This is a genomic window from Pseudomonas sp. zfem005, assembly GCF_032621735.1.
Classification (GTDB): domain Bacteria; phylum Pseudomonadota; class Gammaproteobacteria; order Pseudomonadales; family Pseudomonadaceae; genus Metapseudomonas; species Metapseudomonas solani.
In genome coordinates this window covers 87,871-102,651 of the sequence record NZ_JAVYJE010000004.1, presented here as the reverse complement: position 1 = coordinate 102,651, position 14,781 = coordinate 87,871, and the positions used below count along the sequence as shown (strand labels likewise).

13 protein-coding genes are annotated in these 14,781 nt (G+C 66.4%); 8 read left to right on the top strand and 5 right to left on the bottom strand.

Annotation, left to right across the window (positions count from 1 at the left end; genetic code table 11):
• Position 1 precedes the first annotated feature (1 nt).
• From RTW82_RS10060 to RTW82_RS10045, 4 genes are all read left to right on the top strand, one after another.
• Positions 2-1,807, top strand: a complete 1,806-nt coding sequence (locus tag RTW82_RS10060; RefSeq protein WP_316925008.1) for a hypothetical protein — start codon at positions 2-4, stop codon at positions 1,805-1,807.
• A gap of 14 nt (positions 1,808-1,821) precedes the next feature.
• Positions 1,822-2,361 (top strand): hypothetical protein, encoded by a 540-nt coding sequence (locus tag RTW82_RS10055; RefSeq protein WP_271661241.1) that lies wholly within the window; start codon positions 1,822-1,824, stop codon positions 2,359-2,361.
• Positions 2,362-2,619: 258 nt separating this feature from the next.
• Positions 2,620-3,750, top strand: coding sequence for an FMNH2-dependent alkanesulfonate monooxygenase (ssuD, locus tag RTW82_RS10050; protein WP_271661240.1), 1,131 nt, complete (start codon positions 2,620-2,622; stop codon positions 3,748-3,750).
• A 134-nt stretch (positions 3,751-3,884) separates the two neighbouring features.
• The gene (locus tag RTW82_RS10045; protein ID WP_021221661.1) at positions 3,885-4,091 is read left to right on the top strand and encodes a tautomerase family protein; all 207 of its coding nucleotides are present in this window, start codon (positions 3,885-3,887) and stop codon (positions 4,089-4,091) included.
• 110 nt (positions 4,092-4,201) lie between these two features.
• On the opposite strand, the gene RTW82_RS10040 is transcribed toward RTW82_RS10045, so the two are convergent.
• Positions 4,202-5,086, bottom strand: a complete 885-nt coding sequence (locus RTW82_RS10040) for a LysR substrate-binding domain-containing protein (protein WP_316925007.1) — start codon at positions 5,084-5,086, stop codon at positions 4,202-4,204.
• Positions 5,087-5,177: 91 nt separating this feature from the next.
• Here RTW82_RS10040 and RTW82_RS10035 point away from each other — a divergent pair, with 91 nt between their 5' ends.
• Both RTW82_RS10035 and RTW82_RS10030 read left to right on the top strand, forming a co-directional pair.
• Positions 5,178-6,221 carry an NAD(P)H-dependent flavin oxidoreductase gene (locus tag RTW82_RS10035; protein ID WP_316925006.1) on the top strand — a complete coding sequence of 348 codons (1,044 nt, stop codon included), beginning with the start codon at positions 5,178-5,180 and terminating at the stop codon, positions 6,219-6,221.
• 160 nt (positions 6,222-6,381) lie between these two features.
• The gene (locus RTW82_RS10030; RefSeq protein ID WP_316925005.1) at positions 6,382-7,278 is read left to right on the top strand and encodes a TauD/TfdA dioxygenase family protein; all 897 of its coding nucleotides are present in this window, start codon (positions 6,382-6,384) and stop codon (positions 7,276-7,278) included.
• A gap of 42 nt (positions 7,279-7,320) precedes the next feature.
• On the opposite strand, the gene RTW82_RS10025 is transcribed toward RTW82_RS10030, so the two are convergent.
• Entirely contained in the window at positions 7,321-8,151 is an 831-nt protein-coding gene (locus RTW82_RS10025; RefSeq protein ID WP_316925004.1) for a cache domain-containing protein, read from the bottom strand.
• Between the two features lie 456 nt (positions 8,152-8,607).
• Between RTW82_RS10025 and RTW82_RS10020 the strand changes: the two genes are divergently transcribed.
• Positions 8,608-9,231 carry a LuxR C-terminal-related transcriptional regulator gene (locus tag RTW82_RS10020; protein WP_184490411.1) on the top strand — a complete coding sequence of 208 codons (624 nt, stop codon included), beginning with the start codon at positions 8,608-8,610 and terminating at the stop codon, positions 9,229-9,231.
• 538 nt (positions 9,232-9,769) lie between these two features.
• Here the strand turns inward: RTW82_RS10020 and RTW82_RS10015 are convergent.
• Positions 9,770-11,410 (bottom strand): hybrid sensor histidine kinase/response regulator, encoded by a 1,641-nt coding sequence (locus RTW82_RS10015; RefSeq protein ID WP_316925003.1) that lies wholly within the window; start codon positions 11,408-11,410, stop codon positions 9,770-9,772.
• A gap of 217 nt (positions 11,411-11,627) precedes the next feature.
• On the opposite strand from RTW82_RS10015, the gene RTW82_RS10010 reads away from it, so the two are divergent.
• Positions 11,628-12,161, top strand: a complete 534-nt coding sequence (locus RTW82_RS10010) for a hypothetical protein (protein WP_316925002.1) — start codon at positions 11,628-11,630, stop codon at positions 12,159-12,161.
• 86 nt (positions 12,162-12,247) lie between these two features.
• On the opposite strand, the gene RTW82_RS10005 is transcribed toward RTW82_RS10010, so the two are convergent.
• Both RTW82_RS10005 and RTW82_RS10000 read right to left on the bottom strand, forming a co-directional pair.
• The gene (locus RTW82_RS10005; RefSeq protein ID WP_316925001.1) at positions 12,248-13,111 is read right to left on the bottom strand and encodes a phosphatase PAP2 family protein; all 864 of its coding nucleotides are present in this window, start codon (positions 13,109-13,111) and stop codon (positions 12,248-12,250) included.
• A gap of 34 nt (positions 13,112-13,145) precedes the next feature.
• Positions 13,146-14,420, bottom strand: coding sequence for an OprD family porin (locus RTW82_RS10000; protein WP_410478786.1), 1,275 nt, complete (start codon positions 14,418-14,420; stop codon positions 13,146-13,148).
• Between the last annotated feature and the right edge of the window lie 361 nt (positions 14,421-14,781).

Here is a 14,781-nt window from a genome sequence, read left to right as displayed (position 1 = left end):
CGTGCATGACCTGAATCCGAACGCCAAGGTCTGCAGCGAGCAGCATTGCGACAATTTCACCGAGTCGCAGACCTTCCACGACGACTGCAACACCTTCGGCAAGGGCCACCCGCTCTACCCCGTCTCCACCGCGCAGTGCATCAACAGGAACCCGCCCCATGACATCAAGGAGCCGGACTACGACCCCACCTGGGGCTACAGCTGCCCGGACGGCTACGCCACCCAGACCTGCTACTGCTGCTGCTCCTGCCTGGCCAACGGCACGCCGATCGCCATCCCGAACGGGGTCAAGGCCATCGAGCAGTTCAACATCGGCGACGACGTCACGGTGGGGGGCTGGGACGCGCAGAAGCTGTCCTGGAAAACCGGCACGGTGAAATTCTCCAGCGGCACCGACGCTGGCGGGCACAGCACCATGGTGTACATCCGCGCTGCCGGTGACCGCCAGTGGGTCGCCTCCTTCGACCACCTGTTCCTGATGAGCAACGGCAAGCTCAAGCGCGCGGATCGCCTGGTCCCGGGCAGGGATCAGCTGATGACCGCCGAGGGCACCGCGCTCGACATCAACAGCTGCCAGATCGGCATATGGAGGGGAGGCCTGCACCACATCGCCACCGGCTTGCACTTCACCGGTACTCTCGATGGCCACCTGATCAATTCGGCGGGCGTGGTGTCCGGCGATTACTGCCTGCAGATCAACCAGCACGAGTTGGCCAAGATGGGCCTGATGGACGGCCCGGACGACACCCCCGTCCTCGGCAGCGAGTCGTTTGCCGCCGCCAACCCGCACCTCAGCGTGACCCGTGCCGCTGCGCTGCATGCCGGCGAGAACCTGGAGGGCGTGGCTGCCCCCGCAGGTTTCAGCGCCTTCAACCCCGCAGGTGACATCTACATTCCGGCCGGGGCCGCGCGCTTCCTCACCGAGGAGCAGGCCGACGACATCGTCAACAGCAAGCAGGCCAGCTTCCGCGACCTGACCAGCGAAGCCGGCATCGACGCCGTCAACTACCTGATCAAGGTGTTCAAGGCTTTCTACCCCTCGATCAACGTCCTCATCGACCGCGCCAACCCCAGCTTCAACACCTACGCCTTCGAGATGTACGGGCAGCAGCACCTGGTGATCAGTGGCGAGATCACCCGGCTCAATGGCCTCTATGCCGATGGCTACAAGTTCATCATCGCCCAGGGCATCGCCCGGCTCCTGGGCAGCACGCCGAAAGACGCCAATGGCTTCACCTATACGGCGGCCGCCGACTTCTATGCGGTTTCGTCGATCTTCCGTAACGTCTTCTTCCTCGACTCCGACGACCTGTTCAACAACGCACTGGACCAGATCAAGACGGTGTTCGGCTACATCCTCCCGATCCATGCCGGCGGCGACGACAACGACCTGGCCAACAACCCCTCGATCAAGTGCCGCATCGGTTCCATCAACACCGGCATCTTCGGCGGCAACGTGCTGCCCTGCGCCTGCGACGACCTGGCGCTGCTGGCGGCCACGCCGAACGGCAGCGACCCCAAGAACCTGCTTCTCGCGCTGTCCTTCAACAAGAACATCGACCCCCTGAGCATCGAGGACCTCTACAACTTCAAGTTCACCCCCGCCGGCGCGAGCGAAGTCGTGACCAAGCCGCCCAAGGTGCTCTCCGCCCAGCTCAACCCGCAGGACGCCTCGGTGGTCGTGCTGACCGTCAGCGCGCCCCTCGGCAGGGCGTTCACCATCACCCTGACCGATGTCGCCGCGGAGAACGGCTCGGTGCTGGGCGAGCACAACAGCGCGGACTTCAACTTCCCAGCGGCCAAGTAGCCAGGAGGCCCGACATGAGCGAACTACAGGCCATCGCCGGTATCCGGCTGCGCTCCATCGAAGATGGCTGTCGCCAGCTGGCCGACATCCTCGGGCTGGATGCCCCGGTCGCATCCGCGGTGCTGATCGCGGCAGTGCAGTCCGAGGAGTACGCCCGCAACCTGTTGGTCTGCCGCCGCACGCCGGCCTTCCTCGACACCTTGCTGGCCAACCCGACGGTCGCGCCCACAACGGCAGCAGTCCCCGTCAAGGGAACGCGCGAGCTGATGAAGCAGGCGTCCACTGCGCTGGCCAGCTGGAGCGCCGTGGGCTTCTCGGTGGTCGACAGCGAGGTGTTCGAGCGGCGCCTGGGTGCCTGCGTCGCCTGCCCCAACCTGCGGCCCTCGGACAGCGCACCCAGCGCCCTGCAAAAGCTCATGAAGACCCGGGCCAGTTGCGCGCTGTGCGGTTGCGACGTGGAGAAGAAAGCCCGCATGAGTTCCGAGCGCTGCCCGGGCGAAGACCCGCAGCTGGCGGGTCACAACCGCTGGGGGCAGCCCCTGCACCCGGCCTGATGCACGGCAGGCCCGCCCGGCGCGGGCCTGCCGGCTCCCTCCCCCTCGGCCGACCCCGGTCGCAGCCTGTTTTTGGCACATGCTTATTCCCCGAAATTATTTATCCAAGGTCGTTTGGCGCTTTTAGGATATATGTCGATCCACCGGGCCCAGCCCACTACAGAGACTTGCCCAAGCAAGCACCTTCCTGCCCTGCGTTGCACACCATCGATGCGCCCTGCCCCCTGCGGGACGCTAGTCTGCAACGAGGATTGATCCATGAGCTTCGACCTTTTCTGGTTCCTGCCGACGTCCGGCGATACCCGTTTCCTGGGCCGTTCCGAGACTGGCCGCCCGGCCACCAACGCCTACATGCGGCAGATCGCCGTGGCGGCGGAGCAGCTCGGCTACGACGGCGTGCTGATCCCCACCGGCGCCAGTTGCCTCGACCCCTGGGTAACCGCCGCCAGCCTGGTGCCCGTCACCCAGCGCATCAAGCTGCTGGTGGCCCTGCGCACCACCCTCGGCAACCCCACCGCCACCGCACGCCAGGCCGCGAGCCTCGACCAGGCCAGTGGCGGGCGCCTGCTGCTCAACGTGGTGCCGGGTGGCGACGCCACCGAGCTGGCCGCCGATGGCGTGTTCCTTGACCACGACGCGCGCTACGCCGCCTCGGACGAGTTCCTCACCATCTGGCGCCGCCTGCTGCAGGGCGAAACCGTCGACTTCGACGGCGAGCACCACAAGGTCCGTGGCGCGCAGAACTTCTTCCCGCCGTTGCAGAAGCCCTACCCGCCGCTCTACTTCGGCGGCTCCTCGGTGGCCGCCCACGAGCTCGCCGCCAAGCATGTGGACGCCTACCTGAGCTGGGGCGAGCCGCCGGCGGCGGTGGCCGAGAAGATCGCCGACGTGCGTGCCCGCGCGGCCAGGCATGGGCGCACCGTGCGCTTCGGCGTACGCCTGCACGTGATCGTGCGGGAAACCGAGGAGGCGGCCTGGGCCGCTGCCGACGAGCTGATCAGCCATCTGGACGACGCCACCATCGCCGCCGCCCAGGCCAACTACGCGCGCATGGACTCCGAAGGCCAGCGGCGCATGGCCGCCCTGCACCAGGGCCGGCGTGACCGCCTGGAAGTGGCGCCCAACCTCTGGGCCGGCGTCGGCCTGGTACGTGGCGGCGCGGGCACGGCCCTGGTGGGCGACCCGCAGACCGTCGCCGCGCGGCTGCAGGAATACGCCGACCTGGGCGTCGACAGCTTCGTGCTCTCCGGCTACCCGCACCTGGAAGAGGCCTACCGCTTCGCCGAGCTGGTGTTCCCGTTGCTGCCCGGCAAGGGCAAGGTCACTGTCGACGGCAACTTCACCGGCGGTGCCTTCGACATCCGCGCCGGCAAGGGCCAGGCTGCCTAGCAAGCCCGCTCACGGGTGATAACTGAAAATTCCGACCCTGCACTCATCCACGGAAGGGGAACAAATGCCGCTAGAGTCCCCAGGCCGGCAGCACTTCGCTACGGTCCCATTCGCTACCGCCAGAGGAGCTCCAGATGCCATTCGTCAATGTCCGTATCACCCGTGACGGCGTCACCCGCGAACAGAAGGCCCAGGTCATCGCCGAGATCACCGAGACCCTGCAACGGGTCCTGGGCAAGGCACCGGAATACACCCATATCGTCATCGAGGAGATCGACACCGATAACTGGGGCTATGCCGGTGTCACCACCACCGAGTACCGCAAGAGCCAGCCCAGTTGAGGGCGAACGGCAGCAAACGCGCAGGGAGGCCTGTGCCTCCCTCGATCGAGCGGCTGCGCCGCCATGGGCTCGAGCGGCCAGCCGCAAGTGTGCAGCGCCCCGCCGCCTGGCTAGCGCGCCAGCAATGACTCGCGCAAACGCTCGAACGCCGCCGTGGCATAGCCCTCGCGCCAGACCAGCAGCGTATCCACCGGCATCACCGCCAGCGCGGTGAGCGCCGGGCTCTCCCGGTACAGCGCGAGCACCGAGCGCGGCACGATGCCGGCGCTGTCCCCCGCGCTGACGCAGGCGAGGATGGCGTGGTAGGAACCCACCTCGCGCACCTGCAACGGCGTACCTTCACTACGGTGCTCGGCCAGCCAGCGCTCGGCGAGCAGGCGGTAGGTGCAGCCCCGGGCGAAGCAGGCCAGCGTGCCGACACGGATGTCCCCCGGCGAGGCCGCTGGCGGGTGGTCCGGCGGCAGCACCATCACCAACTCTTCATGAAACACCGGGCTGGCGCACAGGCCGCGTTCCAGCGCCTGGCCGGCGAGGTCTTCGCGGTGCAAGGCATCGGGGTGGGCCACCAGGGCGCAATCGAGGCGGCTGGACAGCACCCCCTCGATCAACGCCTGACTGGTGCCGGTGGACACCTCCAGGGACACCGCCGGAAACGCGCGGTGATAGCGCGCCAGCACCGCCGGCAAGCGGCTGGCCGCGGTGCTCTCCATGCTGCCCAGGCGCAACGTGCCGCTAGCCAGGTCCGGGTGCATGGCTTGCCGCGCCTCCGCCGCCAGGGCCAGCAGGCGTTCGGCATAGGCGAGGAATTCACGGCCCTTGTCGGTCAGCGCCATGCGCTTGCCGTCCCGTTGGAACAGCGGCACGCCCAGCTCATCTTCCAGTTGCTGGATGCGCGTGGTGACGTTCGATTGCACCCGTTGCAGCTGCTGAGCGGCACGGGTGACGCTCTGCTCGGCGGCGACGGCGCGGAAGATCTCGAGGCTGGTCAGGTCCACTTTCAATCTCTTTTGGAGAACAAGTTGATCTAAATATTCTCTTTATGAGATTTTGCGTCAAGCCAACCATCGACCGAGAGGCCTGCCGAACATGTTGCTCACAGAACTGCTGGGGATCGACATCCCCCTTATCCAGGCGCCCATGGTGGGGGTTTCCACGCCGAAGCTGGCCGCCGCCGTGTCCAATGCCGGCGCCCTGGGCTCCATCGGCATCGGCGCCAGCACGCCCGAGCAGGCGCGGACGATGATCCGCGACACCCGCGCGCTCACCGCCAAGCCGTTCAACGTCAACCTCTTCTGCCACCAGCCGGCCCAGGCCGACCCGGCGCGCGAGCAGGCCTGGCTCGAGCACCTGCGCCCACTGTTCGCCGAATTCGACGCCGAGCCGCCGGCCACCCTGCGGGAGATCTACCGCAGCTTCCTCGATGACCCGGCCATGCTCCAGGTGCTGCTGGAAGAAGCCCCGGCGGTGGTCAGCTTCCACTTCGGCCTGCCGCCACAAGGCTGGATCGACCCGTTGAAGGCTCGCGGCATCCGCCTGCTCGCCACCGCTACCAGCCTGGCCGAAGCACGGCTGATCGAAGCGGCCGGGGTCGACGCCATCGTCGCCCAGGGCGTGGAGGCCGGCGGCCATCGCGGCGTGTTCGAGCCCGAGCAGGATGCGCTGATCGGCACCTTCGCCCTCACCCGCACCCTGGCCAGCCAGACCCGCCTGCCGGTGATCGCCGCCGGCGGCATCATGGACGGCACCGGCATCCGCGCCGCCCTGCAGCTGGGTGCGAGCGGCGCACAGCTCGGCACCGCCTTCATCCTCTGCCCGGAATCCGCCGCCAACGCCGCCTACCGCGAGGCCATGAAAAGCCCACGGGTCGAGCGCACCGCCCTCACCGCCGCCATTTCCGGCCGCGCCGCCCGGGGCCTGCCGAACCGGCTGTTCAGCGATGTCGGCCACCCCCAGGCCCCCGCCCTGCCCGACTACCCCATCACCTACGACGCCGCCAAGGCGCTGCATGCGGCCGCCTCGGCCAAGGGTTGCGACGACTACGCCGTGCAATGGGCCGGCCAGGGGGCGCCCCTGGCCCGCGCACTGCCCGCCGCCGAACTGGTGGCCACCCTCGCCCGCGAACTTTCGTGATGTAGCCTGGGCTTCAGCCCGGGACGCTCGAACAAAGGGAGGCCCAGCGCCTCCCTTTTTCATGCCTTCCCGTCCGGACTTTGGCCGGACTCGCCGTGGCAAGGCGCGGCCACCTTGGCCATGCTGAGCAGGCCCATGACAACGATAAGAGGTGGCCGCCATGTTCGAGTTCTACCATGCCCATCCCAGCGTCAATCGTGCCCTGCAGACCCGCCGATTCCAGACCCTTCCCGCCACCGGCGCCCTGGGCGCCGATGTCACCGGGGTCGACCTGAAACAGCTGGATGAGGACGGCTTCGCCGAACTGCGCCAGGCGCTGCTGCACCACAAGGTGCTGTTCATCCGAGACCAGCAGCTGGAAGTCGAGGACCTGGAACGGGTGACCCTGGCCTTCGGCGAATTCGGCCGAGAGCCCTATGTGAAGTGCATGCCCGATCACCCGAACGTGGTCCACGTGGTCAAGGAAGCCGACGAGAAGACCCCGGTGGTCTTCGGCGGCGCCTGGCACACCGACTGGTCGTTCCAGGAGAAGCCGCCGGCCTTCACCCTGCTCTACGGCAAGGACATCCCGCCCTTCGGCGGCGACACCTTCTTCGCCAACCTGGCGCTGGCCCATGACTGGCTGTCGCCGCCGCTGCAGGCCTTCCTCCAGGGGCTGGACGCCATCCACAGCCCGGAGCGCGCCTATGGCGTCGGCGCCGCGCACAACAAGCTGCTGGAGAACATGGACATCCGCTTCGGCGAAGCCACCGACGGCGAGGTGCGCCGCCATCCGCTGATCACCCGCCACCCGGAAACCGGGCAGCGGGTGCTCTTCGTCAACCCGGCCTACACCAGTGGCATCGAAGGGCTGCGGCCATCGGAGGCAACGGCCCTGCTGACCCACCTGTTCAGCGTCGCCGCCCAGCCGACCTTCACCTGCCGCATGCGCTGGAGCCCCGGCACCCTGGCCATCTGGGACAACCGCAGCACCTGGCACCTGCCCATTTCCGACTACCACGGCATGCGCCGCGAGATGTACCGCACCACGGTGGTCGGCGAGGCCCCCAGCCGCTAGCCCCGCAGCGGGGGCTGCCCGCCGGCCGCCCCCGCGCGCTTGTCAGTCGCTGTAGTAGCCGGTCACCACCAGGTAATGGCCGACCTTGCGCAGCAGCGCGTGCTTGTACTCCACCTTGCCGGTCACCGGGTTCTTCCAGCGGTACTCGTAGTCGCCCTTGTCGGCCTTGGTCATCAGCTCGAGGATCGGCGCACCCACCGGCTTGCCTTCGGGGTCGTCGATGGTGGCGAAGTCCACGCCCACCAGGCGCAGGTTGTAGCCATGGGCGACGTAGCGGCGGTCCTGCAGGTCGATTACGAAGAGGTACAGGTCGTCCTCGCGGAAATCGGGCGACAGCGCGTTGATCGCCTTGATGCTCCCCGCCGCGTCGGCTTCCATCGCCTTCACCGCGCGGGCCATGAACTGATGGGCCTGCTCGGGCGTGGCCCGGGGCAGGTAGTGGCCGACGGCGATGATGCGCTCACCGACCCGACGGAAATACACCTCCTTGCGCTCCACATGGCCGTCGCGCCAGTTCTTCCAGCGGTATTCGGCGGTCCGCACGCCCTGCTGCTCGGTGGTGGCCAGCACCTTCTGGAAGGCCTCGCGCAACTCCGGTTCCAGCACCTGGGACACATCGCGGCCGATCAGCACCGCCGAGGGTCCGCCGCTGGCCAGCATCACGCCGTGGGTGTCCACCACGAAGACGTAGCGGTCCTCCTCGATGAACTCGCCCTGGCGGCTGAAGACGGCCAGCGCCGCATCACCGTGCGCCTGGTAATAGTCGACGGCGCGGTCCAGCAGCGCCCGCGCCTTCATTGCATCCTGCGCCGGGTCGGCATGGGCCAGGCAGGCGAACAACAGGCCGAAGGCCAGGGCAATGCGTCGGATCATGGGTACTGCTCCTTGCGCCCACAGGGGCGATGGCGGCGACCACCTGGCCGCAATGAATGATGGATGTACGCCTATGCATTCTTGCCCACTCCACGGATATCGCCAGAACAGGGAGGCAGCTGCGACTCGAGCTGGCTATGCCCGTTGCCAGCCAGGGAAGCGCTCCGCAACCGGATGGACAGCGCACCGCCACGCTCTTCGCGCGCCTGGCATGCAGCGGCGGAGGCGACGGTTGCGAGCGCTGAAGCACTGAAAAGCACTCTTTCGAGGGACATTGCCGATGGTCGATGCGGCGATCTGTTCGATGGCGTGAGCGGCGATTTGTCTCTACCCTGAGACACTTTCAGGGAAGAACCACGGGCTGCAGGATGCAGGCAGTCGATTATCCGAAGCACGCGGGCCAGGTCGACACGCCGTCGAGGGCTTGCGGCTTCCCAAGAACAAGACAAGAAACGGATGTCCGAAGAAAACAGTTCCGAACGCATCATCGTTGCCGACGATCACCCCGTATTCCGCGATGGTCTGCGGCGTATCGTCCAGCGTGTACTGCCCACCGTGCAGGTGGAGGAAGCCGGCAGCATGGAGGAAGTGCTCGCCCTGGCCAATGAGGGCGCCGCGCCCAGCATGTTCATCCTCGACCTGCTCTTCCCCGGCCAGTCCGTCGAGGCCATCGGCGCACTGCGCCAGGCCTTCAAGCGCAGCTCCATCGTCATCGTCTCCATGGTCGACAGCCAGAAGGCCGTCGATGAAGTCATGGCCGCCGGTGCCGACGGCTTCATCGGCAAGGCCATCGCCCCCGACGAGGTCGGCGAGGCGCTGCTGGCCATTCGCGAGGGGGATTTCGTGGTGCGCTTCGGCGAAACCGGCCTGCTCGCCCACGACGCCGAACTGACCCAGCTCACCCCGCGTCAGCAGGACGTGCTGCGGCTGATCGCCAACGGCCTGTCGAACAAGGAAATCGCCCGCGAGCTGGACATCTCGCCCTTCACCGTGCGCATCCACGTCTCCTCGCTGCTGCGCACCCTGGGCGTCAACACCCGCGCCGCCGCCGCAGCCAAGGCCGCCAAGGCGGGGATCTAAACCAGGTAGCCCGGGCTTCAGCCCGGGAGCAGCGAAGGCCCTCCCTGTAGGAGCGGCTTCAGCCGCGAAAGACCTTCCGCAGGCACCTGGCTATGCGTGGGCGGATATTCCATCGCGAATGAATTCGCTCCCACGAGGCGGGCATGTGTATGGGCTTCAAGGCCGCTTGGTGGATGAAAAAAGCGTCATCCACCCTACACATCGGTCAGCGCCGTGGTTCGGGTTGGGCACGGTGCCGTAGGTTGGCGCCGAGCTCTGCGAGGCCCAACACAACCATGTTCGGCCCCGCTTCAGGCTCTCCCTGTGGGAGCGGCTTCAGCCGCGAAAGACCTGTCGCCAGCCCATGGCCATGCGAGCGGCCGGACACCCCATCGCGAATGAATTCGCTCCCACGAGGCGGGCATGTGTGTGGGCTTCAAGGTCGCTTGGTGGATGAAAAAAGCGTCACCCACCCTACACATCGGTCAGCGCCGTGGTTCGGGTTGGGCACGGCGTCGTAGGTTGGCGCCGAGTGCAACGAGGCCCAACACCACCCCGCTTAACTAGCCGCGGCCTGCTCCGGCATGCCCAGCTTCAACGCCATCAACACGGAGCGCAGCTCGGCCGGGTGGATGGGTTTGGAGAGGATGGGGATGTCCGGGTCGGCCACCGATTCCTGCACCCGGCGTACTTCGTGGCCGGTGATGACCACCGCCGGCACCTTCCAGCCGCTGCGGGCGCGGACCTGGTCGATGCAATCGGCCCCCGACAGCTCGGTGTCCAGGTCGAAGTCGGTGATCACCAGGTCGCATTGCACATCGCCCGGCGGCAGCGACGGCCGCGCCTCGACGATGCAGCCCCATTTCTCCAGCAGCGTGGCGGTGGCGCGCAGCACGTTGCCGTCGTCCTCGATGAGGATCACCCGCAGGCCATCGAGCATGCGCAGTGGCGCGCGCCTGGCCGGGAGCGGTGCATGGCGCGGCGCCTCGCTGGCGATCAGGCCACCGATGGACACACTGGTGCCCCGCCCCAGGCGCGAGGCGATGCGGATTTCCAGCCCCATCAGCTCGGCCAGGCGCTTGACGATGGCCAGGCCGAGGCCGACACCTTCGATGTCCTTGTCGCGCACCTGGCGCACCCGGTAGAACTCGTCGAAGACGTTCTCCAGATGCTGTGGTGGAATGCCCCGACCCTGGTCGTGGACCTGGATGACGAAGCGCCCACCCCGGCGACGGCAGCCGATCAGCAGCGGCTTGCCCGGCGCGTACTTGAGGGCGTTGGAGAGGATGTTCTGCACCATGGTCGCCAACAGGTGCGGGTCGCTCAGCACATGCAACCCGCGCGGTACCCGCAGGCGGATGCGCACCCCGGCCCAGCGCGCGGCCTCGGCGTTCTGCTGCACCAGGTCCTCCAGCAACTCCCCCAGCGCCACCGGCTGCGCCCGGGGCACCACCTTGCCGCCGTCGAGGCTGTACATGTCGAGGATCGAGCGGAACAGCTGCGACACGCTGTGCAGCGACTTGTCGATGCTGTCCACCAACTGCCGTTCCTCGTGGCCGAGGTCGGCATCGCGCAGGCAGGCGGTGAACAGGCTGATGCTGTGGATCGGCTGGCGCAGGTCATGGCTGGCCTGGGCGAGGAAGCGCGACTTGGCCAGGTTGGCGGCGCTCTCCGCCTCGGTGGCGCGGCGGGTCTGGCCCAGCAGGATGTTCACATAGGCCGGCACGATGATGGTGGTCACCACCAGCGTCAGCACCACATAGGGCTGTTCCTGCCAGTAGGGGTTGAACAGGGTGATCACCCCCAGCGCCACCAGTGCCAGCAGGGTGGAAACGGCCAGGTAGCGCGAGCCGAAGCGCAGGCCGTTGCCCACCGTCACCCACAGCAGCAGGCCATAGGCCGGCAGCATCGTCGCCCCGCCCACACCCATGGAAAACCCGATGCCGGCGTAGTCGTGGACCATGGAGAACAGCCGCCGCGCGGGGTAGTTGCCGGGCCGACGCACGATGGCCATCAGCAGCACGAAGGAGACCACCAGGAACAGGGAGTTGTAGACGAGGATGGGGATCGCCAGCTCTTCCGGCATACGGCCCATGAGCTGGACGGCCGCGGTGTAGAGCGTTGCGAGGCTGGTGATCACCAGGCGGACCACCGCCTGGGAGCGTTCGGTGTCGATGGCGCTACTGCGGGGAGCGGTCATGCGGAGTCCTGTCCGTTCAAGGGTGCCCGGTTGAACGGGCCTCGTCCTTTTTTGAGGGTGACACCTTATGCGCCACCCTCCCGCATGATCAAGCACGCCGGCTTGCGGCTGCCGCTCCCCTGACCAATGGCGCCGAGCCACCGTTGATCATTCTTCCCGAACCCTTCCCGCCGCCATGGGCCGTATTTCCTGTAACCCCACTGTTCTGGAGAACCCCATGAGACTGAACACATTGACTGCCTTCCTGCTCAGCGGCTGCCTGGCCGGAGCCTCCCTCACCGCGCTGGCCGAAACCGATGGCGGCACCGGCCCCACCGTGCCCGGCCCGAGCACGCCCAGCTCGCCCACCGCGCCTTCCACCGACAGTGGCAGCGGGACCGGCTCCGGCGCCCAGTCTCCGGGCAATGGCATCGGCGGCCCGAGCGCACCGGGCGGAACCGGGTCAGGGACCGGCGGAGCCGGCAGCGGCACCGGAGGCCAGGGCGGCGCCCCCACGCCGGGCACCAATGGCACCGGCACGGGTACAGGAACTGGCACTGGCACTGGCACCGCGCCCGGCGGCACCGGAACCGGCGGTTCGGGAACGGGCGGCGCTGGCACCGGCTCCGGGACTGGCGGTGCGGGCACCGGCTCCGGGACTGGCGGTGCGGGCACGGGTACCGGCGCTCCCGCCGGCACCGGCGGTACAGGCGGCTCGGGTTCCTCGGGTGGCAGCGGCAGCGCCACCGGCGGCTCCAGCGGCAGCCAGTGACCAGCCTGCGGGCAACCACGCCTCCCGCGTGGTTGCCGCGCCTGCCGAAGCGGGCCCAACAGCGTCAAGGTCTTCTCCCTGGCGCTCTAATCGATGCCCGCCGCCAGGGTTCGAGCCTCAGCGGCACAGTCGCGACCGCTGTCCAGACCCTGGCTGCGCGCGGTTGCGAGTTCCTTTCGGGCCATGGCGAAATCGGCCTGGAAGGTCGGATCGCTGTGCAGGCGTGCCACGGCGGTGGAACCCACCTCACGCCCCTCACGGATATCGCTGTACCAGTGCACGTTGCACACCATGCGGCTCTCCGAATAGGCCCGGCCACGGGCCCAGATGGCGTCAGCATGTTCCGGAGCCAGTTCGCTCAGCACCAGTGCCCAGGCCCAGCCAATCGCGCTATGCCCGGATGGATAGGAACCATCCTTTGCCAGCTTCGGCTCATCCTCCGGGGTGCAACTGGGCTGCTGGTTCAGCACGAAAGGCCGAGTACGGCTGTAGCGCGTCTTGGCGCTGTAGGTCGCCAGGCCGGCGTCGGCCAAGGTCCGGCGCAGTAGCCTGTACAACGCCGGTGTCTGCTGCTCGCTGATGGGCGCACCCAGGGCACAGGAAAAGGTCCCGGCGGCAGCGGGGAATTTCAGGTCGGCATCGCGGATAGCCAGCTCCCAGCGCGCACTGCCCCGCAAAGCCTGGCTTTTTGCGGCCAGTGTCTGGTCCAACAGAAACGCCGGCGTGCCAGCAGCAGGCGGTGGCGGTAGCAGCGCCAGGCTATTGGGCAGGTCTTCCTTCTGCAGGTAGCCCACCAGGTAACCCGGGCGGAATTCCGGGATCGCTTGCTCCGGGTCAGCTTGCCTGGCTTCGCTTGGGTTGATGAGCGTCAGCAACAACAGGCTGGCCAGACAGTTCGATACGTGACGTTGCATAGGAATAGCCTCTTTATATTTATAGGTGCGAGCCATTGCAGTGGTTTCGTTATTGAATCGCCGAAATCAACTACCGGATGACCCACGAGTAGTTGAACATCAGGCGTGTATCGTTGGTGTCGCGCTGGAAGTTAACCGCGTGATTGGAACGAAAGACCGCACTGCGCAAGCGAACACTGACGTCCTTCAGCGGACCGTTCTGCACGACATAGCGCAGTTCATTATCCAGCTCCCAGGACTTACCGATCTTGCGAGTTCCGATGATCTCGGCATGGTCGCCGAACATATAACGGCTATTGAGACTAAGGCCGGGTAATCCCAGGCCGGCGAAGTCATACCCATAGCGCAATGCCCAGGAACGCTCCTTGGCATTGGCGAAGTCGCCGAGTATCGACAAGTTGATCAGGTTGGCATCCGAGCCCAGGAGGTAGGCGTAGCCGGTATCCCCCATCATCCGCTGGTAGGCCACGCCGAGACTGTGGCCGGCGTAGGCATACCCGAGAAACCCCTGCAGGGCCCGGTTGTCGATCTTGCCGCCCTTGGCGCCGCCATGGTCGCGCATGTAGCTCAAGCGCAGGTCGCTGCTCAGGGCTCCGGCACCCAGGGCGCCCTTGTGGCTCAGGACGAAGACTTGCTGGCGGTAGATATCCTCCAGTTGGGCGATGTGGTAGCGACCCAGCCAGTGCGCCTGGAATCGGTAGTCGACCCCGGCCGTGTCGAAGTGCGCCGCCGTCGCGCCATGCCCCTGGAAGCGCCGGTTCAGGGTGTTCAGCCGCAGTGGCGTGTACTGCGTGGCGTTGCGCTGCATGACCCGGCTCAAACGCCCTGCGGTCAGCTCCAGGTTCTCGAACTCGGCGGAGGTCAGCAGCCCGCCTTCGAACAGCTGCGGGAATAGGCGACCATCGTTGGGTTTGAGTGTCGGCAGGACCGGCGGCGCGAGTGACCCGAGCTTGAGCTGGGTCATGCCGGACTTGATCTTCCCGGCCAGGGCGAGCTTCGAATAGTCATCCTTCGCACGGCCATTGCGGTCCACCTGCAGCAACCCGGTACCGCTGCTCCCCGGCGCCGAGTCCAGCTTGACGCCGAGCATGCCGATGGCATCGACGCCAACGCCCATGCTGCCTTCGGTGAAGCCCGAGTCCAGGCGCAGGATGAAACCCTGTGCCCACTCCTCACGGTCGGCAACACGGCCCTCGCGAAAGTCACGATTGAAGTAGTAGTTGCGCAGGTCCAGCCGAGCGCTGCTGTCGTCGATCAGATCGGCCGCTGCCGGCATGGCCAGCGCCCCTGTGCACAGCAGGATCGAGTAATTGCGTCTTTGAAGTGGCAAGCATCTTGAAAGCATTGCATCGTCCTCTTTTATTGTTGTTCTTGGAGCAAGGCGACGTATGGCGTTTTTATTGAAGCGTTGCAGGTTTATTCACTTGCGCGGCAGGTGCAGGTGTAACTCTGGCTCGATAATTTCCAGGTCATTAAGGGGGTTTATTGACCGCATGACGCCTTGAACTGACGAGGCCGAGGCTAAAGTCCAGGCAAACTTAAACAAGAACCATCAGGCCCATGAATGAGGCACTACGTGAATCAGCCCGATAATTACCTGTCCGCGCCAGGCAAGTGTCATATCAGTGGAATATCCAAGTGATCTTTTATTGCGAGCGTTGTAAGTAATTTAAGTTTTGCCGTAAGAACTTACTTACTTGGAAAGA

Excerpts from the sequence above, each read along its gene's own strand:
- RTW82_RS10055 (WP_271661241.1), top strand. The coding sequence starts at position 1,822 with ATGAGCGAACTACAGGCCATCGCCGGTATCCGGCTGCGCTCCATCGAA.
- ssuD (WP_271661240.1), top strand. The coding sequence starts at position 2,620 with ATGAGCTTCGACCTTTTCTGGTTCCTGCCGACGTCCGGCGATACCCGT.
- RTW82_RS10045 (WP_021221661.1), top strand. The coding sequence starts at position 3,885 with ATGCCATTCGTCAATGTCCGTATCACCCGTGACGGCGTCACCCGCGAA.
- RTW82_RS10035 (WP_316925006.1), top strand. The coding sequence starts at position 5,178 with ATGTTGCTCACAGAACTGCTGGGGATCGACATCCCCCTTATCCAGGCG.
- RTW82_RS10030 (WP_316925005.1), top strand. The coding sequence starts at position 6,382 with ATGTTCGAGTTCTACCATGCCCATCCCAGCGTCAATCGTGCCCTGCAG.
- RTW82_RS10025 (WP_316925004.1), bottom strand. The coding sequence starts at position 8,151 with ATGATCCGACGCATTGCCCTGGCCTTCGGCCTGTTGTTCGCCTGCCTG.
- RTW82_RS10020 (WP_184490411.1), top strand. The coding sequence starts at position 8,608 with ATGTCCGAAGAAAACAGTTCCGAACGCATCATCGTTGCCGACGATCAC.
- RTW82_RS10015 (WP_316925003.1), bottom strand. The coding sequence starts at position 11,410 with ATGACCGCTCCCCGCAGTAGCGCCATCGACACCGAACGCTCCCAGGCG.
- RTW82_RS10010 (WP_316925002.1), top strand. The coding sequence starts at position 11,628 with ATGAGACTGAACACATTGACTGCCTTCCTGCTCAGCGGCTGCCTGGCC.
- RTW82_RS10005 (WP_316925001.1), bottom strand. The coding sequence starts at position 13,111 with ATGGCTCGCACCTATAAATATAAAGAGGCTATTCCTATGCAACGTCAC.
- RTW82_RS10000 (WP_410478786.1), bottom strand. The coding sequence starts at position 14,420 with ATGCTTTCAAGATGCTTGCCACTTCAAAGACGCAATTACTCGATCCTG.